Here is a 25,083-nt window from a genome sequence, read left to right as displayed (position 1 = left end):
TCTCTTATACTATTTAACTAGTTACGAAAACTGATTAAACAAGCTATCTGTACTTAAACCTTCTTGTTGCAAAATGTCTTTTAGACGACGTAATGCCTCTACCTGAATTTGTCTTACTCGCTCACGTGTTAAGCCTATTTCACGACCTACATCTTCAAGTGTAGATGGCTCATAGCCAAGCAGTCCAAATCGACGTGCTAACACTTCACGTTGTTTAGGGTTTAATTCTCCTAACCAATCTACAATATGTTTATTAATATCATTATTTTGTACTTCGCCTTCAGGACCAGCACTTTTTTCATCAGGGATGATATCAAGTAGTACACTGTCGTTTTCACCACCAATAGGCATGTCTACTGATGCAATTCTTTCGTTTAAACGTAGCATTTTAGTAACGTCTTCAACGGGTCTATCTAGGCAAGCTGCAATTTCGTCAGCTGTTGGCTCATGGTCAAGCTTTTGAGTTAACTCACGCGCTGTACGTAAATACACATTAAGCTCTTTAACTACATGAATAGGTAAGCGAATGGTACGCGTTTGGTTCATAATGGCACGTTCAATTGTTTGACGTATCCACCATGTAGCGTAAGTAGAGAATCTAAATCCACGCTCAGGGTCAAATTTTTCAACTGCGCGAATTAAGCCTAAGTTACCCTCTTCAATTAAATCAAGTAGAGCAAGGCCGCGATTATTGTAACGACGTGCTATTTTAACAACCAAACGTAAGTTACTTTCAATCATACGTTTACGTGAGGCTTCACACCCTCGAAGTGATTTGCGAGAAAAAAACACTTCTTCTTCAGCACTAAGCAAAGGAGAAAAACCAATTTCGCCTAAATAAAGTTGAGTTGCGTCAAGATTTTTAGTTACTTCTTCTTTAGCAAAGATTTCATCGTCGTCTACTTTATCTAGTAGAGCAGTGCTTTCATCAACATCGATGTCATCGAACTTTTCGTCAGTCGTAGTATGTTTGTCAAGTTTTGCTGCGCTAGCCATAAGCCTTCTCCCGAGCAATTATCAATACCTAAAAATTAGGGTAGGTATTTAGCAGGATTGACAGCTTGCCCTCGGTAGCGAATTTCAAAGCGAAGCGCGGTGACCGGAGATTCTGAATTACCAATTTCTGCTATTTTTTGTCCTGCCTTAACTTTCTGCTTTTCTTTAACAAGTAATTTCGAGTTATGTGCATAAGCACTTAGGTAATCATCATTATGTTTCAATATGATTAAACTACCATAACCTCGAAGGGCGTTACCCGCGTATACCACTGTTCCTTGTGCCGCAGCTAAGACTGAAGCCCCTTTGCGATTAGTAATCTGTAAACCTTTATAACCGTTTTCCTTATTAGAGAAGCGTTTGGTAATTTTGCCCTTTGCAGGCCAAAACCACTTAACTTTACTGCTCGACAAGCGTTTAGTATTACTAATTTTGTTACTGGCTTGTTTCTGAACATACTCTCGTTGTTTTGGGGGATCAAGCTCTTTCTTTAAAATTATGTTATTTTTTTGTGGTTTTTTTATAGACTTTTTACTCGAATTCGTATAATTTCCATCCCTTTTTGTTTTTTCGGGCTTGGGGATTAAGGAGATGTTTTGCCCAGGGAAAATTGTGTAAGGTGATGGAATTGAATTGTTTTTTGCAAGTAATCTAAAGTCTTGCCCAGCACTAAAGGCAATAGAGTAGAGCGTATCTCCTTTTTGTACTTTATAGCTAGCCCCATTAATGTTAACAGTATGACCTAAATCATTAACATTATTATTTAAGCTGCTAACAGGTGCAGGAACATGGCGAGAAGAGCAACCAAAGAGGAAAATACTAATAAATATAGTTACATACAGTAAACACTGTTTATTCATTGTATTTTTCCCCTAAATTAGAAAATTGATATTTTTAACGCTTAACGCAATAAAAAGTAAGCTAGCGCAATTAATACCACTAATCCCCAACCAAGTATTTCAATATACTGACGTAATTTTCGCTCCATTTGAGCTCCGCCCCACTTCATTAAGGCTGAAACTAAAAAGAATCGCGCACCGCGCCCAATGGCTGATGCTATTAAAAATGGCAAAAATGCCATTTGTAAAACACCTGCGCCAATCGTAAATACTTTATATGGTATAGGCGAAAAACCGGCTAAAAACACAACCCAAACACCGTAATCCTTAAACCAGTTTAGTGCTATATCAAACTTTTCTTGCCAGTGCATTTGTGCAATCAATGGCTCTACAACGGGTTCAAATAGCCAAAAACCAAGTAAGTAACCAACCACTCCACCAATAACCGATGCTATTGTGGCAAAGCTTGCAAATCGCCATGCTTTGTTTGGTTGCGCAAGTGACATAGGTGCAAGCATTACATCGGGTGGTATCGGGAAAAAAACTGATTCTGCAAAGCTCATAGCAGCTAAGTAACGTTCCGCATGACGGTGTTTTGCCCACACTAGGGCCATATCGTATAACTTGGTAAACAACTTCAAAATGAATTCCTATTCAATATCGCCAGGTACTAACGGCACAAATCTAACGGGAGCAATAACATGCTCTTTATAATTATCGCCTTTGCGGATAACCATTATTAATTTTTGATCGCTCTCACCAATTGGGGCTAATAACACGCCACCATCGGCCAACTGAGCAAGTAAATCTTGCGGAACTTTAGAGGCCGCAGCAGTCACTATAATACCATCAAACGGCGCTTGTGATTGCCAGCCTTGCCAACCATCGCCATGCTTCATGGTTACATTATATAAATCGAGTTGCTGCAAACGTCTTTTTGCCTGCCACTGAAGTGTTTTAATACGCTCTACCGAGTAAACCTTTGTAAACGTTTTGGCCAATATTGCAGTTTGATACCCAGATCCTGTACCTATTTCTAGCACTTTATTGCGCACACCAGCTAAACGAAGTAGCTCTGTCATACGCGCTACTATGTAAGGCTGAGAAATTGTTTGCCCTTGCCCAATAGGTAGCGCTGTATTTTCATAGGCTTTGTGTTTTAGCACATCATCTATAAAAATATGGCGCGGAATATCAGCTATAGCACTAAGTACTTGCGTATCTTCAACACCTTCACGCTTTAGTAAGTCAGAAAGCGCTTTAGCACTGCGGGTATAATTAGCGAGCACGATTAATCTCCAAATCGGCTAACCACTCTCCTACTGCCTTTAAGCTATCTTTAGCTGTCATATCAACACTCAGTGGCGTAACTGAGGCATAGCCATTATTGATTGCGTAAAAGTCGGTGCCTTCACCAGCATCGCTTTCGGTGCCAAGCGATCCGTACCAATAAATATCACGGCCCCAAGGATCGGTTTGTTTCGTCATCGTTTCGGCTTTATGACGAGCACCTAAACGTGTTACTTGCACCCCTTTTAATTCACTCAATGGAATATCTGGCACATTAATATTTATTATTTGATCTTTTGGAAGCGGATGCGAAGCCAAGCCTTTAATAATATTGACGGTAACTGCAGCGGCTGTTTCAAAATGATCGCCATTATGTGAGCAAAGCGATACCGCAATTGCAGGCAAACCTAAATGGCGACCTTCAGTTGCAGCGGCAACAGTACCGGAATAGAGCGTGTCATCACCCAAATTGGCACCATGGTTAATACCAGCAACAACTAGATCTGGCTTTTCATCAGCTAACTGATTTACACCTAAATGTACACAATCAGTGGGTGTGCCATTAACTGACATAAAACCATTTTCGAGTGTAGTCGCTCGTAGCGGGTTCATAAGTGTTAAAGAATTACTCGCGCCACTACAATTGCGATCAGGTGCAACAAGGGTTACATCTGCAATTTGTATAAGCGCCTGATATAAAACCGCAATGCCTTTGGCATTTACGCCATCATCGTTACTTAACAGTATCTTCATTTATGCCATTATCCTTTTCTTTGCGCTCTCGAGGGCTAGCATCAGTGTAATCCACCAGCTCACGTAATAATGCAGTTGCAAAACACCCTTTTGGCAAACCAAAGCTTAGTTTTAGTGTGGTTTCATCAAGTGTTTCAACGGTTAAGTTTTGTGGAATTAAGCGCAGCATTCGGCGCTCATTTTTAAGGCCTAACTCACCCAAGCCATCACACCATGTTTGGAAAGGTTCAAGCCATATTTTTTCTTGTTCGGTTAAGCCTTTTTCACTTTTACCCACCATAGGTGCCGACATCATAATATCGCCAGTGGCTAATCGCTCTATGTTTTCGTCATTAATTGCATCTTCAAAAAATGCATTACTGCCGCTGAGCATAAATACTTCACGGTGCATTGTTTTAGCTAAACCATGCTCTTTTACACGTAAGCTCACTAACTGATTAAACACATGCGATCGTGCTGCTGAAATAATAATACCGCGCAACTTTTTATCGCGAATACGCTCACCGGCAAACATTTTTTCAGCCATAACTAAGTTATGACCACCATGACCAAAGCGCTGTTCGCCAAAGTAATTAGGCACGCCTGCGCGCACGGCATTAATACGGCATAGAATATCAAGAGGCTTGGTTACATTACGAAGCGTAATAGTAAATTTATTACCTTTGTGGCAGCCCGTACGTAACTTACGGTCGTGGCGCTGTTGCGAAACAATAAAAATACTCTCACTATTTAAATCACTAAAATCGATAGGCTTTTTAATCGGTACTTTTACACTAAACCACTGCGAGCACACACCATGGCGATCTTTCATGCCTGCATAGCTTACGTCTCGCGGTGAGACACCCGCACGCTGTGCAATTAGCTTTGCAACGTATTGCGTATTTTCGCCTTTTTTAACCACCTGCAAACACACGTGTTCGCCACTGCCGGTAAATTCTATACCTAAGTCTTCATCAACCATAAAGTCTTCAGCTGTGGTTTTAAAATCAGCTTTAGAAAGCGGCGCACCGTATAAATAATTTAAATCGCTCATGCGTTTTTTGTACTCGCAAGCTCTTTACTCATAATAACCACCGCATGGCTAGAAATACCTTCTTTGCGCCCTTCAAAGCCTAGCTTTTCGGTAGTAGTGGCTTTAACGTTAATTTGGCTAAGGTCGCAATTTAAATCGCTGGCTAAATTAGCGCGCATAGCTTGAATATGAGGCAACATTTTTGGTGCCTGTGCAACAATAGTCACATCGCCATTGCCAAGTACATAACCTTGCTCTTTAGCTAAGCCCACCACATGGCGAAGTAAAATACGGCTATCGATATTTTCATACTCGCTTGCCGTATCTGGAAAGTGCTTACCAATATCACCCATTGCAAGAGAGCCTAAAATAGCATCGCATAATGCATGAATAGCAACATCACCATCTGAGTGCGCTAAAAAGCCCTGTGGGTAATCAATTTTTTCACCACAAATAGTTAGCGGGCCTTCGCCGCCAAATTTATGTACGTCAAAACCATGGCCAATTCGTATCATAATCCACTCTCGTTTTGTTGTTTATGTAATAAAAACCCAGCCAGGTCTAAATCCTCTGGCGTGGTTATTTTAATATTATCGCTGCGACCCGCTACAAGCTTAACCGGTTTACCCGCCCACTCAATTGCACTGGCTTCATCGGTAATAGTAGCCCCGCTTGCTAATGCATTTTGCAGTGCATTTTTAAGCTCGTCATATTTAAAAAACTGCGGGGTAAGGGCTTGCCATAAATCGTCTCGTGGCACAGTTTGTAGGGCATGAGTGTGGCCGCGTTTTATGGTGTCTTTTACTTTACTAGCTAAAATACCGCCTTCATCAGCGCGTATACATTCATCAATTAAACGTTCTATATCACTGATATTAACTAACGGGCGTGCAGCATCATGCACCAATACCCATGTTGGTGGGTTAGGCGCTAAAAAAAGCAAGCTGTTAAGCACCGAGTCGGCTCGCTCTTTTCCGCCACTGGCTCGCACAATGCGATTATCAAGCAGTGGGAGTTCGTCAAAATAGGGGTCGCTGTCGCTAAGGGCAACAACAATAGTGCGTAATTGAGGTAATTGAGAAAGTTTAGCTAAGGTGTGTTCTAAAATGGTTTTACCGGCTAATTGTATATATTGCTTAGGCGCATTGTGCTGCATTCTACTGCCAACACCCGCTGCAGGTACAATTGCTGCAATAGTCTGTTTATTTGTCATATTGTTTGCCCGGTAAAACACGAATAAATGTTTCGTCCGGTTTAATCATTCCCAATTCGTTGCGTGCACGCTCTTCAATGCCTTCTTGGCCAAGCTTTAAGTCTTCAATATCTGCTTTAAGTACTTTATTACGTTTAATGAGTTTTTCGTTGGTTTGATGATGCGACGTTACTGCACCTTTTAGTCGTGTGTAGTCTTGTAAACCATTATGACCAAACCATAACCTGTATTGTACAAACAGTGCTAAGCACAGTAAGCCAACTTGAAAAATACGCATTTAACACTCCTTATTTTAAATTCCAAATACCTTAACTTTAATACGCTAAGGGGCGCTTTAAATTGCGCCAATTAATACTACCCGCTAAAAGCATTTCGCGTAGTGATAAAACCCGTGGCATACAACGCTTCGAAAATTGCCACTGATGCCCGCAACATGCAGCGGTTAAACTCACTTTACTTGGCTTTATTAGCTGAGCATTTTACTGCTCTAGCCCATTTCCTAAAAAATCAAACCAACCAAGCTCGTTACAATGCAGCTTATTTTCGCCTAACTGATCGATACTGTCTATTCTAAGACGCACCTGATCGTAGCCATGCAATATAACGGGCACTATAAGCCCCACTTTGGCATACGTTTGATAAAAAAGTTCATTAGCTTGAACATTCACATCGGGTGGGGTCGGTTTTTGCTTTTCGAGCCACGTACCATTTTGTGCATCAAGCGTAAAAGGCGTGTCACCATTGGCAACTAACGTTGCCGCTCGCTCAATATAATAAGGTAGGCTTTTTAACTGGCGGCGCAGTTTATCGGCATTAGGCTCTGCAACTAATCGCTGAACCTCACGCTGATAAAACGCATTGCACAATTGTGCATACAACACTTTTTGTGCATCAGTTTGCCAAATTTCAACTTGCTGTTGAGCACCAAGTGACTGATTTTTAGCGACCAAAAGCTGTACTCAAAAATATTCAGGTAAATGTTTTATAACACAGTATTGAATGTTTTTTAAGCGCAGCGCACTATTTTAAGCGCTTGGCTTTTCACCTAATTTTGCTTTACCTGATTCTAAAAATTGCACAACCGTATTACGCTTTTTACCAATCAATAAACTGCCATCAGCTAAAAACATAAAGTTTTGCCAATTGCGTTTAAATACATTAAACGTCGTTTCGATAATATTATCGCGTGCCATACAAAAATAAACCGTGGTGTTAGCTTCCCAATCTAAAAACGTTAAGATTGCTTCTGGTGGTAACGCATCGCCATTTTCCCACGCATCTTGCCAATCTACTTCTTGGCTAAAGCTTTTTTCTTGACCACACCAATCGGTGTCTTCAAAAAAATCAGGGTGATCAAACTCACGGCTCACCATGGTTGTCCAAAGTACGGCTGCGCGTTCGTCGCTCATAGGCTTTATTTTTGCTGCGTCTTCATCAGATACAGGTAAATCTTTGTGGCGAAAAACCCACGCCTTTTTGTAATCATCTAAAGAAATATAGTTCATAGTATTGGCAAATTAGTTAACATTAAAAGTGCAAAGCCAAATTATACAAGAGATCAAAACATGACTACAGCAATAAAACCACTTTCCCTAAAACCAGGCATATACCAACACTACAAAGGCCCGCAATATAAAGTTATTCATGTTGCCACCCATAGCGAAACCGAGGAACAACTTGTGATTTACCAAGCACTTTATGGAGAATTTGGTATATGGGCGCGCCCATTAAGCATGTTTAACGAAACAATAGAAAAAGACGGTAAAACTATACAGCGTTTTGCTTATATTGGACCTGCTGCTTAACTATGGCATTATAACAAAATAACTTACTGCTCAGACCAGACAAGGGTACACCGTGCAATTTAATTCAACTGACAATTACATAGCGAGTAGCGCGCTTAAACAAGCTGTAAATGCTGCCATTATGCTCGAAAAACCACTTTTAATTAAAGGCGAACCTGGCACAGGTAAAACTATGCTGGCTGAGGAGTTGGCTAAAAGCCTAGATACCACACTTATTCAGTGGCATATAAAATCGACTACTAAAGCGCAGCAAGGTTTATACGAGTACGACGCGGTTTCGCGCCTGCGCGACAGCCAACTAGGTGACGAGCGCGTACACAACATTAGTAACTACATCGTTAAAGGTAAGCTTTGGCAGGCATTTACGTATGCAGAGCTTAACGGCAAACGCCCAGTACTATTAATTGATGAAATAGACAAAGCCGACATAGAGTTCCCAAACGACTTACTACTTGAGCTTGATAAAATGGAGTTTCATGTTTACGAAACTAACGAGCGCATTGTCGCAAAAGAGCGCCCTATTGTGATCATCACATCAAATAACGAAAAAGAATTACCGGACGCATTTTTACGCCGCTGCTTTTTTCATTATATTGATTTTCCTAGCAGCGATGAAATGCAGCAAATTATTGACGTGCACTACCCTAACGTTAAACAGGATTTAGTACGCCAAGCACTTGAAGTGTTTTTTAACCTGCGCGAAGCAAGCGGCCTTAAAAAGAAACCTTCCACCAGCGAATTACTCGACTGGTTAAAGCTTTTAATGGCTGAAGACATAGACGCTAAAACACTGCACGACAAAGCTAAAAAAGGCGGTTTAATGCCCATGTTCGGCGCATTACTTAAAAATGAGCAAGATATAAGCCTAATCGAAAAATTAGCCTTTATGAGCCGCCGTTAATATGTTGATTGCGTTTTTCTTCAAACTGCGTGAATACCGTTTACCGGTGAGCCTTCGAGAACTACTCGATTTAATAAACGCCTTAAAAAAAGGCGTTATATTTGCCGACGTAGACGCTTTTTACCATTTAGCACGCACCATCATGGTAAAAGATGAAACGCATTTTGATCGATTCGATAAAGCCTTTAGCGACTACTTTAGCGGTATTGCCGATCTTGATTTGCTCGAGAGTTTAAAGCAGCAACACAACTTGCCTGAAGACTGGCTACGTAAAGAGTTTGAAAAAAACCTAAGCGATGAAGAAAAAGCCCAACTCAAAGCTATGGGCGGGCTCGATGAGCTTATGAAAACCCTAAAAGAGCGTTTAGAAGAGCAACAAAAACGCCACGCTGGCGGTAATAAATGGGTAGGTACTGGCGGCACATCACCTTTTGGTGCATACGGCTATAACCCAGAAGGCGTGCGTATTGGGCAAGACGGCAACCGTAACCGCCAAGCAGTAAAAGTGTGGGACAAACGAGAATACAAAAACCTCGACACCGACAGAGAAATTAGTTCGCGCACAGTTAAACTCGCCCTTAAAAAGTTACGTAAGTTTGCCCGCACAGGCGCAAGCGACACGCTTGATTTAAACGAGACTATTCGCGCTACTGCAAAACAAGGCGGCATGCTTGATGTAAAAATGGCACCCGAACGCCACAATGCAGTAAAAGTATTAATGCTGTTTGATATTGGCGGCTCAATGGATGACTACATCCACACCTGCGAAGAATTATTTAGCGCAGCCCACAGCGAGTTTAAACACTTAGAGTTTTACTACTTTCATAACTGTTTATACGAGCACGTTTGGCAAGACAACGCGCGCCGACATTCAAACGTAATAGACACCATGACGCTCATAAACAAGTTCACTAGCGACTATAAAGTAATATTTGTTGGCGATGCCACTATGGGCCCTTACGAAATAGCTTATGCGGGAGGCTCGGTAGAGCACTACAACGAAGAGCCCGGCAGTGCATGGTTGCAACGTATAACAAACCACTTTGATAAAGTCGCTTGGCTCAACCCACAACCCGTTGAACACTGGCCGTACTATCAATCGATTGGGTTTATAAAAGAGCTAATGAACAATCGCATGTATGCACTGAGTTTAGATGGGATAAGTAGAGCGATAAAAGAGCTGAGTTAAAGTGAATAATAGAAATAGATTAAAATTAGTTTTGTTTGCATCACTTATAATAAATATAGTTTTTATTACTACCTTTATAAGTCACTCTAAAAAGGATAAAAGCATTTACTTATTAGCAAGCAATGTTGAAGCTAAATGCTTGAATGACTGGAAGTCACAAGACTTTAGGGTACCTTTTATTACCTCTCATCAAATTTTAGGGCCAGATCCTTTTACTGAGTATAACCTTTTAGAGCTGGGAGGTTATGATCAGTCAACATCTTTCATATACGAATTCTCAGCATGTTTTAAAGATAAATTTTCTACAGTAAGAACAATTGCAGAGATGAAATATGCTATTGATCTCATGAGTAAGCAATCAAAAAATGTAGGGTTTTATAAATTACCAAATTCTGATGAGATTATTGTTTACTCAAATGAGTAACAATTGGGCTAGATTAGCTAAAGTCATAACTCGTTGAGCATTGGCTGTACTATAAATTAACTTTATAAAGTAGCTGTAGATAACAGAATATATCAGCTGGGTTTAGGTGTAATAGGTAAGGTGATAAAAGAACTGAGTTAATTTAACAATCTAAAATTTGATATGCCTAAAACTAATGGAATGACGAGATTATGACTCAACAAACAGAAAATGGAATTATTGATTTATTTCGAGAGCGGCTAGCAAGCCCTTTCATATTTACGTATTTTTGGGTTTCGTGCACTTGGAATTGGAAGGCTATTTACTGGTTTATTTATGAGCCCTTAAAGCCTAGTTTAAAACTTCAAAATATCCCTTTTAAGTGGGACATTTTCATACCGCTATTTATCGCTATAGTCATAGTAGTATTTGTTCCTTGGATCAATAACTTTGTGGAGTTTTTGAAACGGTTTGCTGAGAATAAATATAATCAGTGGCTTCATAAGCATGGCTGGAAAGAAATGATTTCATCAGAAGAGCACTCCATAGCGATTGAAGAAATCGCCAATTTAAAGTCAAAAGTTTATGGACTAGCCAATAATAATGAAGATGTAAAAAAGAAAGAAAATGAACTTAAAATTGAGCTTTTTCAGGAAAAAGAAAAACTATCAAACTCACTTACTGAAATTGGTATATACCAAGATAAAGCTAATAAACTCAAAGAAACACTATCTGCTAGCGAAAACGACATATCACGAATTACATTAGAGAACAGTCAATTATCTAATAAACTTCAAAATGAAACAAAAATTGTAAAACTTAACAATGTGATTTTAGAAGGCTTAAATGTTAAAAATGCTGAATTAAGCTCAATTATTACAATGCTAACTGAGAAAAAAAGTTATTTAGATGAATCAATTAGCAATGTTGATGAACTCAATCGATTACTCCAAACTGACTCCGTCCAAAACAGCAATATTGACTTAGTATTATTACATACCTTAAGAGTCAGAGCAGAGGAGATACAGACCATGCTAACTACATTGAAAAAGTCTTATGAGAAATTATAGCTAATTATAAGCAACCTCTTACTAAGTGCGCTCCATAAACAAGCTGTAAGGATCTAACTCATAATCACCAAATGGTTCGCATTCTTTAAAACCAAATTGAGTGTAAAGCTTTTGTGCGGGTAAAAATGCCTCTGCTGTTCCAGTTTCTAAGTTTAACTTTTTATAACCTCGTAAGGTCGCTTGCTCAATAATATGCGTGAGCAATTTAGCAGCGATGCCTTGGCGTAAATAGTTGCTTGATGTGCGCATTGATTTAATTTCGCCATGCATTGTATTTAGTGCTTTTAAAGCGCCAACACCCGCTAAATTATTATCAATCCATAAGCTATAAAAAGTTATATCGGGCTGAGTGAGTTTACTCACATCTAGTGCATGTACGCTCTCAACGGGTGAGTGTTTTAACATATCGTTATGATGCGCTTGTAGTAACTTTATAACGTGTGGGTTTGAAAGCTCACCTATTCTAATATCCATTTATACCTCGTTTAATCCTAGAATTTAATGCTTTAGGGCTTTAACTAATGCACTTAAGTAAAGCCCTTAAGTAAATAGCGAAATTTAAGCTGCTAGTTTCCACACAACAAAGGCAGCAGCAAAACCTACTAAATACACTAGCCCTAACCACGTTAAGCTGCGTAATAGCACGCTGTGCTTAATAGCGGGTTCTGAGCGTACAAGGCTAAAGTTGAGCCATGCAAATACAGGCGTTGTAACAAATGAAAGTGTCATCGCAAACGTAAGCATGGGGCCAAGGGCTGATTTAAAAAATAAAATAACCGCCATACCGGCAAGTGCTTGTAGTATTAACCAAATATTTAGACTGTGTTTTGATTGCCCAAAGCCAAGTAGTTTATGAGATTCGTTAAGCGTACGGGCGTAGCCATCTAGCACGGTGAGTGTAGTGCCAAACATACATAAAAAGGCGATTGCTGATACAAGCGGCCTTGCCCACTCGCCTATTGTTAATGCGTACATATCAATAAGCTGCTTGGCAAACGCGACACCGCCGAGTTCTATACTACTGGTTTGCCCGTACTGCACTAATACACCTAAGCTAAAAAATACCAAGGCTAAGCCAGCTGTAAGCCAGTAACCTACGTTAAAATCGAACAAGCCTTGGCTTTTAGAAACTGTTTGCTGGGCTTGTTTTTCTTTTAGCCATAAAGAACTTAATGCAGATATTTCGATAGGTGCTGGCATCCAGCCCATTAAAGCCACCATAAAGCTCAGCATAGCCAGCTCGTAAGGTGATGGGCCAACATAGTCAGCAGGCGCCATTGGGCCATTACTAAACGCGATAACTAACGCAATAACAGTAGCCAGCGTTAATAACCCCATTATGCCTTTGGCCACACTGTCGAGCGCTTTAAAGTGCCCTAACAATAATATGACTAAGCACACTCCTAATAATATCCAACATAGCAGTGTTACTTCTATCACTACGGGCAACGCGTAATGCAGTAAGCTTGCAGTAAGTAGTAATACGCCAGCGGTATTAACTACGGCGGCTACAATGTTTAAACCGATAAAACTGTAAAAATAAAACGGGCCTTTGCTTTTATAGCCCTCCACTAGGCTATTTTTAGTGGCGAGTGTGTATTCCATACCAAAGCGAAAAAACGGGTACTTTAAAACATTAACAACAAGGATAAGCCAAAATAATTGCCAGCCAAATATTGCCCCAGCTTGCGTAGAGGCAACTAAGTGAGAACCGCCAATAGCGGCTGTTGCCATGAGTATTCCAGGTCCAAGCGCACCTAGTCGAGACTTCCATACTGCTTTTGTTGTGTGCATTAATTTCTCAAAATATGTGTGTTGTGTGTTCTTTTTATTAATTTTTTTAATTAATAAACTGCAAGAACGCATAACTTACCTAAATTACAGGCAATAAAAAAGAGCCATACGGCTCTTTTTTACAATACTTTGGAACTAAATTTTATTTAAGATCCATCTCTTGGATGATCTCATGTGCGATTTCAGGTGTAGTGCTAACAGGCTTTTCGTGTAAGTTTGCTTTTATCTGCCCTTTTCGATGTTTTAGTGCCGCATCGAGTTTTTTAGCTGCGCTTGCAATAGCTGGGTACATAACTTCGTTTTCCCCTTTTACCGATATGCGCGTGCCTTCGTAATTAGTGCTAATTTCAGCTTGGATTTTATGATGCTCTTTAGACAAAATAATATCGAGTGCAATAAGCGATGGAAAGTGGCTCTCGATTTTTGAAAATTTTTCGTTGATGTGCTCTCTAATAGAGTCAGTAACTTCAACATGGTGACCAGAAAGATTAATTTTCATAGGGTATCCTTTTATTTGTTACCTCATAAATAGTATTGGGGGCTATTTAGATTAACACAAGGAAAAAAGAGAGATATTTGAGGTTTATTTACGGTTTTTGGTGATTTAAATCATGTGTTGCGCAAAGTTTATGCAAAGCCCATAGTGCATGGGCTTTCAGACGTCTAGCTGTATTGATTAATCTGTGTACGAACAACAGTAGTCAGCAAAATCAGATACTTTTACTTTAAAGCTTACATTTGCATCAACATTAAACGATTCACCTGCGTTAAATGTTTTCCACTCACTTGCCCCTGGTAATAAAATATCCCATTGGCCAGCTAAAAGCTCCATGCATTCTTTTTGGTTTGTATCAAAAACAAACTCACCTGGTTGCATAAAGCCTAAAGTTTTCGCTTCTCCATCACCTAAAATAACGGTACGGCTCGACACTTTTCCGTCAAAATATACATTGGCTTTTTTTACTACACTTACGTTATCGAACTTTGGCATTTTTAGCTCCTGCTATTAATTTGAGATTTTTATTTATAAATTTTATCGCACTACCTTGCCTGATAGCTTACTTTCTTGCAAGGAAAGCAGCATTGTTCAAGGTGAAGTTGCTTCATGTTAGGGCATAAAAAAACCCGCAACATGTGCGGGTTTTTCAATTACTTACTTTATTTAATCAAAGCGATTAAAAAAGCTCGTTTGCTTTGCTTACAATGTTTGCCACTGTAAAACCAAAGTGCTCAAACAGCTCACCAGCAGGTGCCGACTCACCAAAGGTAGTCATACCTACTACTGCGCCATTTAGACCTACGTACTTGTACCAGTAGTCAGCAATACCTGCTTCTACTGCTACGCGGCGTGTAACAGATGCCGGTAATACGCTTTCTTTGTACTCTGCGCTTTGATCTTCAAAGGCATCAGTACATGGCATAGATACAACACGTACCTTTTTACCTTGGCTGCGTAGCTCAGTTGCTGAATCTTGTGCTAGTTGCACTTCAGAGCCCGTCGCAATGAAAATAATTTCAGGATTGCCGTCACAGCTAAGGATGTAACCACCCTTTTTAACATCGCTTAATTGCTGTGCGTCACGCGCTTGTTGCTCAAGACCTTGGCGAGTAAAGATTAACGATGTAGGACCGTCTTTACGCTCAATAGCTTGTTGCCATGCAATTGCCGACTCAACTTGGTCACATGGGCGCCAGTTGTATAAGTTAGGCGTTAAACGCATGCTTGCAATTTGCTCTACTGGTTGGTGAGTTGGACCATCTTCACCTAAACCGATTGAATCGTGCGTGTATACAAAAATGCTTGGTTGCTTCATTAATGCAGCCATACGTACGGCATTTTTTGCATATTCAACAAACATTAAGAACGTAGCACCGTAAGGAATAAAGCCTTTATGAAGGGCAATGCCATTCATAATTGCCGACATACCAAACTCACGTACACCGTAGTAAATGTAGTTACCGCTTGCATCGTCGTGTGTTAAACCTTTAGAGCCATCCCAAATTGTTAAGTTTGAGCCTGCTAAATCAGCTGAGCCACCCATAAATTCTGGTAATAACGGACCAAATGCGTTTAATGCATTTTGCGATGCTTTACGAGATGCTGGGTTTGCAGGGTTTGCTTGTAATTGCTCAATGTACGCTTGAGATTTTTCAGCCCAATCGCCAGGCAGTTCGTTATTAATACGACGCTTATATTCAGCTGCAAGCTCTGGGTATGCTTTTGCGTATGCTGCAAATTTTTCGTCCCAGCTTGATTCAAGCTGTTGACCTTTTTCTTTGCTGTCCCATTGTGCGTAAATATCATCAGGAATTTCGAACGCATCGCCAGTCCAACCTAAGAATTCGCGAGACGCTTTAATTTCGTCATCACCTAGTGGTGCACCGTGACAATCGTGGCTACCAGATTTATTAGGTGAGCCGTAACCAATAATTGTTTTACAACAAATTAGTGATGGTTTATCGGTAACACTTTTAGCTTCTGCAATTGCAGCACTTATAGCATCGCTGTCGTGGCCATCAACACCACTAATTACATGCCAACCGTATGCTTTAAAGCGAGCTGGTGTGTCATCTGTAAACCAACCTTCTACTTCACCATCGATAGAGATGCCGTTGTCATCCCAAAATGCAACAAGTTTACCCAGACCTAATGTGCCTGCAAGTGAACCTGCTTCATGAGAAATACCTTCCATAAGGCAGCCATCGCCCATAAATGCATAGGTAAAGTGATCAACAATATCGTGACCTTCACGGTTAAACTGTGCAGCAAGTGCTTTTTCGGCAATTGCCATACCTACGGCATTTGTGATCCCTTGACCTAATGGACCCGTAGTAGTTTCGATTCCTGGTGCATAACCATATTCTGGATGACCTGGTGTTTTAGAATGCATTTGACGGAAGTTTTTAATTTCGTCTAGTGGTAAATCATAACCACTTAGGTGCAATAGAGAATATATAAGCATTGAACCGTGGCCGTTCGATAATATAAATCGATCTCGGTCAGCCCACTCTGGATTTGTTGGGTTATGCTTTAGATAATCGCGCCATAATACTTCTGCGATATCAGCCATGCCCATAGGGGCTCCAGGGTGACCAGATTTGGCCTTTTGTACTGCGTCCATTGACAAGACGCGAATAGCATTTGCAAGTTCTTTGCGAGATGGCATGAATTCTCCTACCTTTATGTGTATTTGCGCGGGTATTTATGTGTTTGTTTATGCACCCAAGTAACTTGGGTTTGTTTATATCGACCATTCTTACTTATTGTGGGGGCTGTGTGCAATTAAAAACCCTATAAAAGTGAGGCATTATGAATATTTTTTAAGACCAAAAAGTTATTAGTAATTTTATTTAGACGTCTAGGCGTAAAAACACTATGCAAGGTGTTTTGTTTTCGATAAAATACGCCCCTTAATTTTTTAGCGCTAATACCGACGTTTGTGAAGCGCAATATTTGTGAGCAGAAATACAATGGCAAAACATTTATTTACTTCTGAATCAGTTTCTGAAGGTCATCCGGATAAAATCGCCGATCAAATCTCTGATGCGGTACTTGATGCTATCCTAGAGCAAGACTCTCATGCCCGTGTTGCGTGCGAAACTTACGTAAAAACAGGTATGGTTATGGTTGGTGGTGAAATCACTACTAGCGCATGGGTTGATATTGAAGAAATTACACGTAAAACAGTACGTGAAATTGGCTACACGCATTCAGACATGGGTTTCGATGCAGATTCATGTGCAATTTTAAACACTATTGGTAAACAGTCTCCTGACATTAACCAAGGTGTTGACCGCACTAGCCCAGAAGAACAAGGTGCTGGCGACCAAGGTCTTATGTTTGGTTACGCATGTAACGAAACAGAAGTGCTAATGCCTGCGCCAATTACTTACTCACACCGTTTAGTACAGCGCCAAGCGCAAGTACGTAAAAGCGGCGAGCTTAACTGGTTACGTCCAGATGCAAAATCTCAAGTTACTTTTGCATACGAAAATGGTAAGCCAGTAGGTATTGATGCAGTAGTACTATCTACTCAGCACAGTGAAGACATTTCACAAAAAGATTTAGTAGAAGCGGTGATGGAAACTATCATCAAGCCGGTACTTCCTGCAGAGCTTATTACAAGCGCGACTAAATTTTTCATTAACCCAACGGGTCGCTTTGTAATTGGCGGACCTATGGGCGATTGTGGTTTAACAGGTCGTAAAATCATCGTTGATACATACGGTGGTATGGCTCGTCACGGTGGTGGTGCTTTCTCTGGTAAAGATCCATCAAAAGTTGACCGCTCAGCTGCATACGCTGCACGTTACGTTGCTAAAAACGTAGTTGCGGCTGGCCTTGCTGATAAATGTGAATTACAAGTTTCTTACGCAATCGGTGTTGCAGAGCCTACATCTATCAGCGTTGAAACGTTTGGTACAAGCAAGTTAGAAGAAAGCCGTTTAATCGAGCTTATTCGTGAACACTTTGACCTGCGCCCTTACGGCTTAATTCAAATGCTTGATTTAGAGCGCCCTATCTACCTTCCTACAGCGGCTTACGGCCACTTTGGTCGTGACGAATTCCCTTGGGAACGTACAGATAAAGCTGATGCACTTCGTGCAGCCGCTGGCCTTTAAGCAAAAAGTGTTGAAGAAAATTAAAAACGGCCCTTAATAGGGCCGTTTTTGTATCTAAAACTTATCAGTTACATTGTTTGTAGTGCGTCTACAAAATAACTATAAAATCGACCTCGAATTCTTTTGTACTTTAGGTATATACTCATTTCATTATAAAAGCTTTAGGGATAGTTAAATGGCCGATAACTTTCGCGTTATATTTGCAGGACTTGCCGATAACGTTGACATAAAAACAGCGTGCGCAAGCTTAGCTGCAAAATTAAAAACGTCAGATGAAAAAGTAGCTCTTTTTTTTAAAGGTAAGCCGCTGTTTGCGCCAAGCGATAAAGACAAAGCGTTAAAACAGACTAAGTTATTAGCAAGCTTAGGTATTAAAAGTAAGCTGCAAGCTGTTTCAAATGCGATTCAAAATAGCTCCCCCGCAGCTGCAAATAACAACCAACGTGATGAACGTATTTTTGATGCACTTGATTACATCACTAGCAGCTTAATACGCCTTGAAGAAAAGCTAGATGAGCTAGAGCAACGCCTTCCTGAAGCTCAATTAAATGCACCAGACGAAAGTGTAGACGAATGGCAAAATGACGACCTAATGCTAGATGAGGATTTAGCGACTCCTAAAAAACACAGTAACTTACTTTTATATTCATTGATTGCAACTGCCACCATTTTGCTAGTCGTACTGGCTGTTTTTTTGATTTTTCCCGATTTATTCTCTTTTTAAAAATGGCTAATTAGTTTAATGAGCAATAAACGCGCACAAATAAGAGCTGAAATTCGTAACACCCGTAAAAACTTGTCAAATAATCAGCAAATAATTGCTGCGCAATCGCTAAAAATGAATTTTATTCAACACTTAAAAAGCGAAAATACAACGAATTCAAAGCATATTGCCATTTATTTAAGTAACGATGGAGAACTAGACACTTCATTGTTAATTAAAGAATTATGGAACTTAAACCATGCTGTTTATCTACCTATAATACACCCATTTAATGGCGCTAATTTACTATTTCAGCGCTATGAGAAAAACTCACCCATGAGGGCAAATCGCTATGGTATCTTGGAGCCTAAGCTGAACTGCTCTCAAATATGCCCATTACCAGTGCTTGATTACCTCCTTATGCCATTAGTTGCATTTGATAAACAAGGTAATCGCCTAGGAATGGGAGGTGGGTTTTACGACCGGACATTGGCGCGTTTACATGAACAAAATTGGCAAAAACCGCAACTAATTGGCCTTGCACATGAATGTCAAAAAGTTGATGCTCTACCAATCGAGTCATGGGACGTACCACTTAAAACCATTATCACCCCAGATAAAACATACTGTTGGTAACATTTAATTTTGGTTACTAACCGCATATTTCTGACATACATGAGCACAAAGCAATGACACAAGACGAATTAAAAAAAGCAGCTGCCTGGGCAGCACTCGAGTTTGTAAAAGAAAACACCATTGTAGGTGTCGGTACAGGCTCTACTGTTAATCACTTTATTGATGCCCTTGGCTCAGTAAAGGACACTATTGTAGGCGCTGTATCAAGCTCAGAAGCGTCAACTGCACGTTTGGAAGCGTTAGGTATTGAAGTGTTTGAACTTAATAACGTTGATGCTTTAGATGTATACGTTGACGGCGCTGACGAAATAAACGCTCAAAACGAAATGATTAAAGGCGGCGGCGCAGCGTTAACACGTGAAAAAATAGTAGCAGCAGTTGCAAAACAGTTTGTGTGTATTGTTGATGACACAAAGCTGGTAGATACATTGGGCGACTTCCCGCTTCCGGTAGAAGTTATTCCAATGGCGCGCAGCTACGTTGCACGAGAATTATTAAAACTTGGTGGTGACCCTGTTTATCGCCAAGGCGTAGTTACCGATAATGGTAACGTTATATTAGATGTATTTAACTTAAAAATTACCAATGCCAAACAACTTGAAACACAAATAAATTCAATTGTTGGCGTAGTTACCAACGGCCTATTTGCGATGCGAGGTGCTGATAAAGTGATTATCGGTACCAAAAATGGGCCACAAATTAAATAGGATGAGGTTATGAGTAAGGTATCGTTAGCAAAAGACAAAATTAAAATTCTCTTGCTTGAAGGTGTTCACCAAAGCGCTGTTGAAACGCTAAAACGTAACGGTTACAGCAATATCGACTACGTTAAAACATCCTTACCTGAGGACGAGCTTAAAGAGCGCATTAAAGATGTTCACTTTGTAGGACTTCGTTCTCGTACTCATATTAACCAAGCCGTATTAGACTCAGCTGAAAAGCTAGTTGCTATTGGTTGTTTTTGTATTGGTACAAACCAAGTTGATTTAGATGCAGCACGCGAACGTGGTATTGCTGTATTTAACGCTCCATTTTCTAATACTCGTTCAGTTGCTGAACTTGTACTTGGCGAAATACTACTTTTATTACGTGGTATTCCAGAGCGTAATGCAGCGGCTCATCGTGGTGGCTGGTTAAAAACAGCAAATGGTTCGTTTGAAGCACGTGGTAAAACATTAGGTATTATTGGCTACGGTCACATTGGTACTCAGCTAGGTATTATGGCTGAAAATATCGGTATGAACGTGGAGTTTTACGATATCGAAGATAAGTTATCACTGGGTAATGCAACACAAGTTCATAACCTTACTCAGCTGTTACAACGCTCTGATATTATTAGCTTACATGTACCAGAAACACCGCAAACTAAAAACCTTATTGGTACAGCAGAACTTGCAGTTATGAAGCAGGGGTCTATTTTGATCAATGCCTCACGCGGAACTGTTGTTGATATTGATGCTCTTGCAGAAGCGCTTACAGAGAAAAAACTAAGTGGTGCAGCAATCGATGTGTTCCCTACTGAGCCAAAATCTAACGATGAAGAATTTGTATCGCCACTGCGCCAATTCGACAATGTTATTTTAACGCCACACATTGGTGGTTCTACACAAGAAGCGCAAGAAAACATTGGTATTGAAGTAGCGGGTAAATTGGCCAAATATTCAGATAATGGCTCAACTATTACTGCGGTTAACTTCCCTGAAGTATCGCTACCTGAGCTTGCTAATCGTAGCCGTTTATTACACGTACACCACAACCGCCCAGGTGTACTAACGCAAATTAACCAAGCGTTTGCACAGCACGGTATTAATATTGCTGCGCAATACCTACAAACAGACGCATCTATTGGTTATGTAGTTATTGATGTTGATACAGATCAATCTGAAGTAGCACTTAAAGAACTAAGCGCTGTTGAGGGTACAATTAGAGCACGTATTTTACATTAACCATTCTTTGATATTAAAAAAGGGTCCTTATGGACCCTTTTTTGTATTTAGATTACATATACTTTCTCAAGTATTTTTTGAATACCGGATCTGTTGCAGCCAACTCTTTTTGCTCAGCTAATATCTCTTTTAAAATAGCGCCTGAGGTAAGCGGGTTAGCAAGAACCACTCTAAATACAACCGTTGGTTGATTGTCGTATTTAGGAGGCGTTAAGCGTGTACGTGATACAAATGAGCGACCAGACTCGCGTTGACGCTTTTGCATACTGGCAGTAAAACGGTTCAGTGAAGCAAAAATATCTAACCGAGTTGCGGCATCAGCATCAGCTATTGCTTGTTTAATTTGCTTAGGTACATAACGATACGTTAATAAGCACAACTCAGGCTCCGAAATAAGCTCAAAGTCTTCATCAGCCTTAATTAAATCAGCAAAGTAATGTGCTTTTTTGATGCTGCGATCAATCAGCATTTCGTAACCTTTGCGACCAATAACACGTAAGCAAGCGTGTACTAACATTGCCATACCCGGTCGGCTGCCTTCAAGCGTGTGGCTACCTAAGTCTTTTGAACCTTTACGTAATATATACTCAGCGTGATGCTCTATTGCATCTGTGGCAGCGGGGTCTTTAAATAAAACCAAACCCGCTCCCATTGGTACATACATTTGTTTATGTGCATCGATGGTAATTGAATCTGCTCGCTCAATCCCTTTTAGTAAAGGACGGTGCGTACTCGATAAAAGGGTCGCTCCCCCCCATGCAGCATCTACATGAAAATGGCAGTTAATGTCTTGTGCTAAGTCGGCCATTTCATCAAGTGGGTCAATATTACCTGTTTCGGTTGTCCCCGCGACCCCAATAATTGCCATTACTTTAATACCTTGCGCTTCAAGCTCACGTGCTTTTTCGCGCATAGCTGTTACATCGACTTTATTATTTTCGCAGGTTTTAATACCAATTAAGTTCTCGCGACCAATGCCGAGTAAATCAACCGATTTACCTAACGAGTAATGCCCGCGTTCTGATATTAATACCGCTAAACCTTTATAACCGTAATGCAGCATACCAGCAATTAAGCCTTGTGCGCCGATACCTCTAAAATCGCCATCAGGTTTTAATAAGCGGTTTCGCGCAATCCAAAGCGCTGTAATATTAGCAACCGTACCACCAGAGCAAAATGCACCTAATGAGGTTTTAGCACTGTGCATCCATTTAGAATAAAATGAGTCTTCTTGCCCATAAGCTAAATGATGCATCATCCCAAGCACTTGACGCTCAAGAGGCGTAAACGCTTTAGATGTTTCTATTTTTACTAGATTTTGATTTAGCCCTACCATCAATTTTGACAGCGGTAATAAAAAGTGCGGCAAGGCAGAGGTCATGTGACCAATAAAACTAGGCGCAGCTGTATGCACAGAATGTGCAACAAGTTGCTCCATTATGTCTTGGGCATAAGCAGAGACAAACGTTGGATCTTCTGGGATCACTGCCGATTGAAAATCTTTTTCTATTTCATGTAATGGTTTTTCAATTGCCGCTATATTTTCGTTTAGAAAACCTGCTAAATTACTCGAAATTTCAAGCTCGATTTTGCTTAAAGTTGAGTCTGGCGCTTCAGGTACAGTAAATATACGCTTAAGGCTTTCTTTAGAGGCGACGGCACAACGCTTTTGATCCATCTTAATACCTAGTGTGTGTAGCTAAAACACGCGCTTACCCATCAAAAACGCCTACTTATTAGGACATTTGGAGCAATCGTGTTTCTTTAAAAATTGCGCTAACTTTACTGCAATATAACTAAAATGTCTCGTTTAAACCTATAAAAGCAATCAAAGCGATGACAAAAAAATGATAATTTAATTAAAACTCTACCAAACCTAATTATTTATTGGGCATTTACTTATTTTGGGTATAATAAATTTGATAACAAAAAAGGGACACATATGCCAGAAGGAAGAGTCAAAGTTAGTTGGATAGTGGCAGGCTTTAGCTTGTTTTTAATAAGCTTGCTAACCTACGTTTACTACACTTACCAAACCACGCGTGCTGAAATAATGCAGTCAGTTGATAATCGCTTACTTAATGCCGCCACCAGCGTTAAACATATTTTAGGTGACGATTATTTAAGTGCGGTTAATCAAGGCGATAATATAAGTTTTTCTTACTATCAAGATAAAAGTAAACAACTCTCTGAATTTGCTCAAGCACTTGATATTGCTTATGTCTATTCAATGATTTTAAAAGACGGTAAGGTGCTTTTTAGCTCATCAAGCTACACGCAAGACGATCAGAATAATGGCAAGGTAACTCAATTTTTAGATCTCTACCCTGAAGCTACCGATGCAAATATAAGTGCTTTTTATTCAACAGAGCCAGTATTTGAAATATCGAGCGATCAGTGGGGCCACTTTAAAACAATTTTTATTCCTTACGTTGACCCAATTAACGGCAATACCTATTTAACGGGTGCCGATATAACTATTTATGACTTAAACGAGAAACTTAAAGAAAGCGTATCAAAAGCTGCTGCAATGGCTAGCTTCTTCTTTTTTATCGCGATACTTGTTGCCGCCATATATATTTATTTACTAAAACGGTCTTTAGCAACTGACTCAAGTACTGGTTTTTCAAATCATATTGCTCTTGAGTACTTTATTAAAAAAAGTAATGCACATCACATGCAATTAGCCGTTATTTGGGTTAATGAAATAGAAGATATAAACAGTTTTTATGGCACTGAAGTGGGTGACAAGGTAATGAAAAACTTACTTATTCACTTTAAACTTAGAAGCTCTACGCATTGCCATATATACAGACTAGCAACAAATAAAATAGTATTACTCGCGCCTAAGGAAATGAGTAATGACGAATTTACCGACCTCGTAAAAACATATAACTTTAATACACCGGTATTAACTGACCCTTTTATCTACATAACCCTATGTGCAGGTATTGCCAGTGGTAATAAATCGCTACTACTTGAAAACGCTCATATAGCAGCGCTGCAAGCTAAACAAGGCAGGCATAGTGTAGTTAACTACTCAAAAGCGCTACACGATGTAAAAACGCAATATCAATACAATGTAGAGATGGCTAAAGAAGTGCGAGAAGCGTTTGATAACAATCGTATAGTGCCTTACTTTCAACCCATTATTGACACAAATACCAATAAGGTCGTTCAATACGAATGTTTAGCTCGAATGGTAACAGCGCAAGGGGAAGTATTAAAACCTGATGCATTTTTAAATGTTGTTACCCGCTCAAGAATGGACGGAATACTTACCCGTACTATATTTTCACAATGTGTTAGTCGCTTTAGAAAAACCGATATTTGCTGGAGTTTAAATATAACAGCACAAGATATGCTCGATCCTAATTTAAGTGAGTTTATTGCGGACGAACTTAAGCGCTACCCGCATCCAGGTAATATCACATTAGAGCTTTTAGAAACCCAAGCTATTGCCAACTTCTCTGAAGTAAAAGCATTTATTGGAATGGTTAAAACGAAAGGCGTTAAGGTTATTATTGATGACTTTGGTAGTGGTTATTCAAATATATCAAACGTACTTAAGCTTGAAGTAGATGGTATTAAATTAGATGGCGCACTAATAAAGCAAATAGTGAATGACAAAGATATCTACTTGTTTATTGAGCATATAGCCAGCTTTGCTAATCAACTTGGTTTACAATTAATGGCAGAATCGGTAGAAAATACAACCATAGTAACCGCACTTAAAAAGGCGAATGTGACACTAATGCAAGGCAACTATTTTGCCCACCCAGTGCCACATGTTAATACGGTTACAGAAGAATTAGCACTTTAACTTACTTTGACTAGGGCGTGTTGATCTTTGTGGATTGAAATTTGTTCAATCTAGGGGCGATTAAATCGCGGCGCGAGGTTTGTAATC

General features: G+C 40.0%; 27 protein-coding genes and 1 pseudogene. 11 read left to right on the top strand and 17 right to left on the bottom strand.

What is annotated here, in order from left to right:
* Positions 1-21: 21 nt before the first annotated feature.
* The 11 genes and pseudogenes from rpoS to H5087_RS00305 form a co-directional block, all read right to left on the bottom strand.
* Positions 22-996 (bottom strand): RNA polymerase sigma factor RpoS, encoded by a 975-nt coding sequence (rpoS, locus tag H5087_RS00355; RefSeq protein ID WP_002958955.1) that lies wholly within the window; start codon positions 994-996, stop codon positions 22-24.
* 35 nt (positions 997-1,031) lie between these two features.
* Complete coding sequence (locus H5087_RS00350; protein ID WP_182670795.1) at positions 1,032-1,856, bottom strand: peptidoglycan DD-metalloendopeptidase family protein; 825 nt, start codon at positions 1,854-1,856, stop codon at positions 1,032-1,034.
* Positions 1,857-1,897: 41 nt separating this feature from the next.
* Positions 1,898-2,476 (bottom strand): YqaA family protein, encoded by a 579-nt coding sequence (locus tag H5087_RS00345; RefSeq protein WP_002958957.1) that lies wholly within the window; start codon positions 2,474-2,476, stop codon positions 1,898-1,900.
* Between the two features lie 9 nt (positions 2,477-2,485).
* Positions 2,486-3,124 carry a protein-L-isoaspartate(D-aspartate) O-methyltransferase gene (locus H5087_RS00340; protein WP_182670794.1) on the bottom strand — a complete coding sequence of 213 codons (639 nt, stop codon included), beginning with the start codon at positions 3,122-3,124 and terminating at the stop codon, positions 2,486-2,488.
* The gene (gene surE, locus H5087_RS00335) at positions 3,114-3,878 is read right to left on the bottom strand and encodes a 5'/3'-nucleotidase SurE (protein WP_024600608.1); all 765 of its coding nucleotides are present in this window, start codon (positions 3,876-3,878) and stop codon (positions 3,114-3,116) included. The genes H5087_RS00340 and surE overlap by 11 nt, the downstream gene beginning before the upstream one ends.
* The gene (gene truD, locus H5087_RS00330) at positions 3,859-4,911 is read right to left on the bottom strand and encodes a tRNA pseudouridine(13) synthase TruD (RefSeq protein WP_149594142.1); all 1,053 of its coding nucleotides are present in this window, start codon (positions 4,909-4,911) and stop codon (positions 3,859-3,861) included. Before truD ends, surE begins: the two co-directional genes overlap by 20 nt.
* Positions 4,908-5,405, bottom strand: coding sequence for a 2-C-methyl-D-erythritol 2,4-cyclodiphosphate synthase (ispF, locus tag H5087_RS00325; RefSeq protein WP_024604077.1), 498 nt, complete (start codon positions 5,403-5,405; stop codon positions 4,908-4,910). Before ispF ends, truD begins: the two co-directional genes overlap by 4 nt.
* Positions 5,402-6,103 carry a 2-C-methyl-D-erythritol 4-phosphate cytidylyltransferase gene (gene ispD / locus H5087_RS00320; protein ID WP_149603095.1) on the bottom strand — a complete coding sequence of 234 codons (702 nt, stop codon included), beginning with the start codon at positions 6,101-6,103 and terminating at the stop codon, positions 5,402-5,404. Before ispD ends, ispF begins: the two co-directional genes overlap by 4 nt.
* Complete coding sequence (gene ftsB / locus H5087_RS00315) at positions 6,093-6,380, bottom strand: cell division protein FtsB (protein WP_002958963.1); 288 nt, start codon at positions 6,378-6,380, stop codon at positions 6,093-6,095. The genes ispD and ftsB overlap by 11 nt, the downstream gene beginning before the upstream one ends.
* A gap of 37 nt (positions 6,381-6,417) precedes the next feature.
* Positions 6,418-7,053 (bottom strand): annotated as a pseudogene (locus H5087_RS00310) (hypothetical protein).
* Positions 7,054-7,128: 75 nt separating this feature from the next.
* The gene (locus tag H5087_RS00305; RefSeq protein WP_182670793.1) at positions 7,129-7,608 is read right to left on the bottom strand and encodes a DUF2947 domain-containing protein; all 480 of its coding nucleotides are present in this window, start codon (positions 7,606-7,608) and stop codon (positions 7,129-7,131) included.
* A gap of 60 nt (positions 7,609-7,668) precedes the next feature.
* Here H5087_RS00305 and H5087_RS00300 point away from each other — a divergent pair, with 60 nt between their 5' ends.
* From H5087_RS00300 to H5087_RS00280, 5 genes are all read left to right on the top strand, one after another.
* Positions 7,669-7,908, top strand: a complete 240-nt coding sequence (locus H5087_RS00300; protein ID WP_182670792.1) for a DUF1653 domain-containing protein — start codon at positions 7,669-7,671, stop codon at positions 7,906-7,908.
* Positions 7,909-7,960: 52 nt separating this feature from the next.
* Complete coding sequence (locus tag H5087_RS00295; RefSeq protein ID WP_008135298.1) at positions 7,961-8,809, top strand: MoxR family ATPase; 849 nt, start codon at positions 7,961-7,963, stop codon at positions 8,807-8,809.
* Position 8,810: 1 nt separating this feature from the next.
* Complete coding sequence (locus tag H5087_RS00290) at positions 8,811-9,998, top strand: VWA domain-containing protein (RefSeq protein WP_182670791.1); 1,188 nt, start codon at positions 8,811-8,813, stop codon at positions 9,996-9,998.
* Between the two features lies 1 nt (position 9,999).
* Positions 10,000-10,422, top strand: coding sequence for a hypothetical protein (locus H5087_RS00285; protein WP_182670790.1), 423 nt, complete (start codon positions 10,000-10,002; stop codon positions 10,420-10,422).
* Between the two features lie 191 nt (positions 10,423-10,613).
* Positions 10,614-11,471 carry a hypothetical protein gene (locus tag H5087_RS00280; RefSeq protein WP_182670789.1) on the top strand — a complete coding sequence of 286 codons (858 nt, stop codon included), beginning with the start codon at positions 10,614-10,616 and terminating at the stop codon, positions 11,469-11,471.
* 21 nt (positions 11,472-11,492) lie between these two features.
* Here the strand turns inward: H5087_RS00280 and H5087_RS00275 are convergent, their stop codons facing one another.
* From H5087_RS00275 to tkt, 5 genes are all read right to left on the bottom strand, one after another.
* The gene (locus H5087_RS00275) at positions 11,493-11,945 is read right to left on the bottom strand and encodes a GNAT family N-acetyltransferase (RefSeq protein ID WP_182670788.1); all 453 of its coding nucleotides are present in this window, start codon (positions 11,943-11,945) and stop codon (positions 11,493-11,495) included.
* A gap of 84 nt (positions 11,946-12,029) precedes the next feature.
* Entirely contained in the window at positions 12,030-13,205 is a 1,176-nt protein-coding gene (locus tag H5087_RS00270) for an NRAMP family divalent metal transporter (RefSeq protein WP_182670906.1), read from the bottom strand.
* 202 nt (positions 13,206-13,407) lie between these two features.
* A complete protein-coding gene (gene hpf, locus H5087_RS00265; protein WP_007376058.1) occupies positions 13,408-13,764 on the bottom strand; it encodes a ribosome hibernation-promoting factor, HPF/YfiA family in 357 nt (118 codons plus the stop codon).
* A gap of 177 nt (positions 13,765-13,941) precedes the next feature.
* Positions 13,942-14,256: a pyrimidine/purine nucleoside phosphorylase gene (locus H5087_RS00260; protein WP_002958974.1), complete on the bottom strand. Its 315-nt coding sequence runs from the start codon at positions 14,254-14,256 to the stop codon at positions 13,942-13,944.
* A 184-nt stretch (positions 14,257-14,440) separates the two neighbouring features.
* Positions 14,441-16,432 carry a transketolase gene (gene tkt / locus H5087_RS00255; RefSeq protein ID WP_138489545.1) on the bottom strand — a complete coding sequence of 664 codons (1,992 nt, stop codon included), beginning with the start codon at positions 16,430-16,432 and terminating at the stop codon, positions 14,441-14,443.
* Between the two features lie 304 nt (positions 16,433-16,736).
* Between tkt and metK the strand changes: the two genes are divergently transcribed.
* The 5 genes from metK (at position 16,737) to serA (ending at position 21,173) form a co-directional block, all read left to right on the top strand.
* Complete coding sequence (gene metK, locus H5087_RS00250; protein ID WP_002958976.1) at positions 16,737-17,888, top strand: methionine adenosyltransferase; 1,152 nt, start codon at positions 16,737-16,739, stop codon at positions 17,886-17,888.
* A 175-nt stretch (positions 17,889-18,063) separates the two neighbouring features.
* The gene (locus tag H5087_RS00245; RefSeq protein WP_182670787.1) at positions 18,064-18,612 is read left to right on the top strand and encodes a hypothetical protein; all 549 of its coding nucleotides are present in this window, start codon (positions 18,064-18,066) and stop codon (positions 18,610-18,612) included.
* Between the two features lie 18 nt (positions 18,613-18,630).
* Positions 18,631-19,227 carry a 5-formyltetrahydrofolate cyclo-ligase gene (locus H5087_RS00240; RefSeq protein WP_182670786.1) on the top strand — a complete coding sequence of 199 codons (597 nt, stop codon included), beginning with the start codon at positions 18,631-18,633 and terminating at the stop codon, positions 19,225-19,227.
* A gap of 53 nt (positions 19,228-19,280) precedes the next feature.
* Positions 19,281-19,934 carry a ribose-5-phosphate isomerase RpiA gene (rpiA, locus tag H5087_RS00235; RefSeq protein ID WP_002958979.1) on the top strand — a complete coding sequence of 218 codons (654 nt, stop codon included), beginning with the start codon at positions 19,281-19,283 and terminating at the stop codon, positions 19,932-19,934.
* Positions 19,935-19,943: 9 nt separating this feature from the next.
* Positions 19,944-21,173 (top strand): phosphoglycerate dehydrogenase, encoded by a 1,230-nt coding sequence (gene serA, locus H5087_RS00230; RefSeq protein WP_024595232.1) that lies wholly within the window; start codon positions 19,944-19,946, stop codon positions 21,171-21,173.
* A 52-nt stretch (positions 21,174-21,225) separates the two neighbouring features.
* Here the strand turns inward: serA and panP are convergent, their stop codons facing one another.
* The gene (gene panP / locus H5087_RS00225) at positions 21,226-22,851 is read right to left on the bottom strand and encodes a pyridoxal-dependent aspartate 1-decarboxylase PanP (RefSeq protein WP_182670785.1); all 1,626 of its coding nucleotides are present in this window, start codon (positions 22,849-22,851) and stop codon (positions 21,226-21,228) included.
* Positions 22,852-23,115: 264 nt separating this feature from the next.
* Between panP and H5087_RS00220 the strand changes: the two genes are divergently transcribed.
* Positions 23,116-24,996, top strand: coding sequence for a GGDEF domain-containing protein (locus H5087_RS00220; protein WP_033020723.1), 1,881 nt, complete (start codon positions 23,116-23,118; stop codon positions 24,994-24,996).
* The last annotated feature ends 87 nt before the right edge of the window (positions 24,997-25,083 follow it).

The sequence above is a fragment of the Pseudoalteromonas sp. SR43-7 genome, from assembly GCF_014163785.1.
In the GTDB taxonomy this organism is placed as follows: domain Bacteria; phylum Pseudomonadota; class Gammaproteobacteria; order Enterobacterales; family Alteromonadaceae; genus Pseudoalteromonas; species Pseudoalteromonas distincta.
This window is presented reverse-complemented; position numbering and strand designations above follow the sequence as displayed.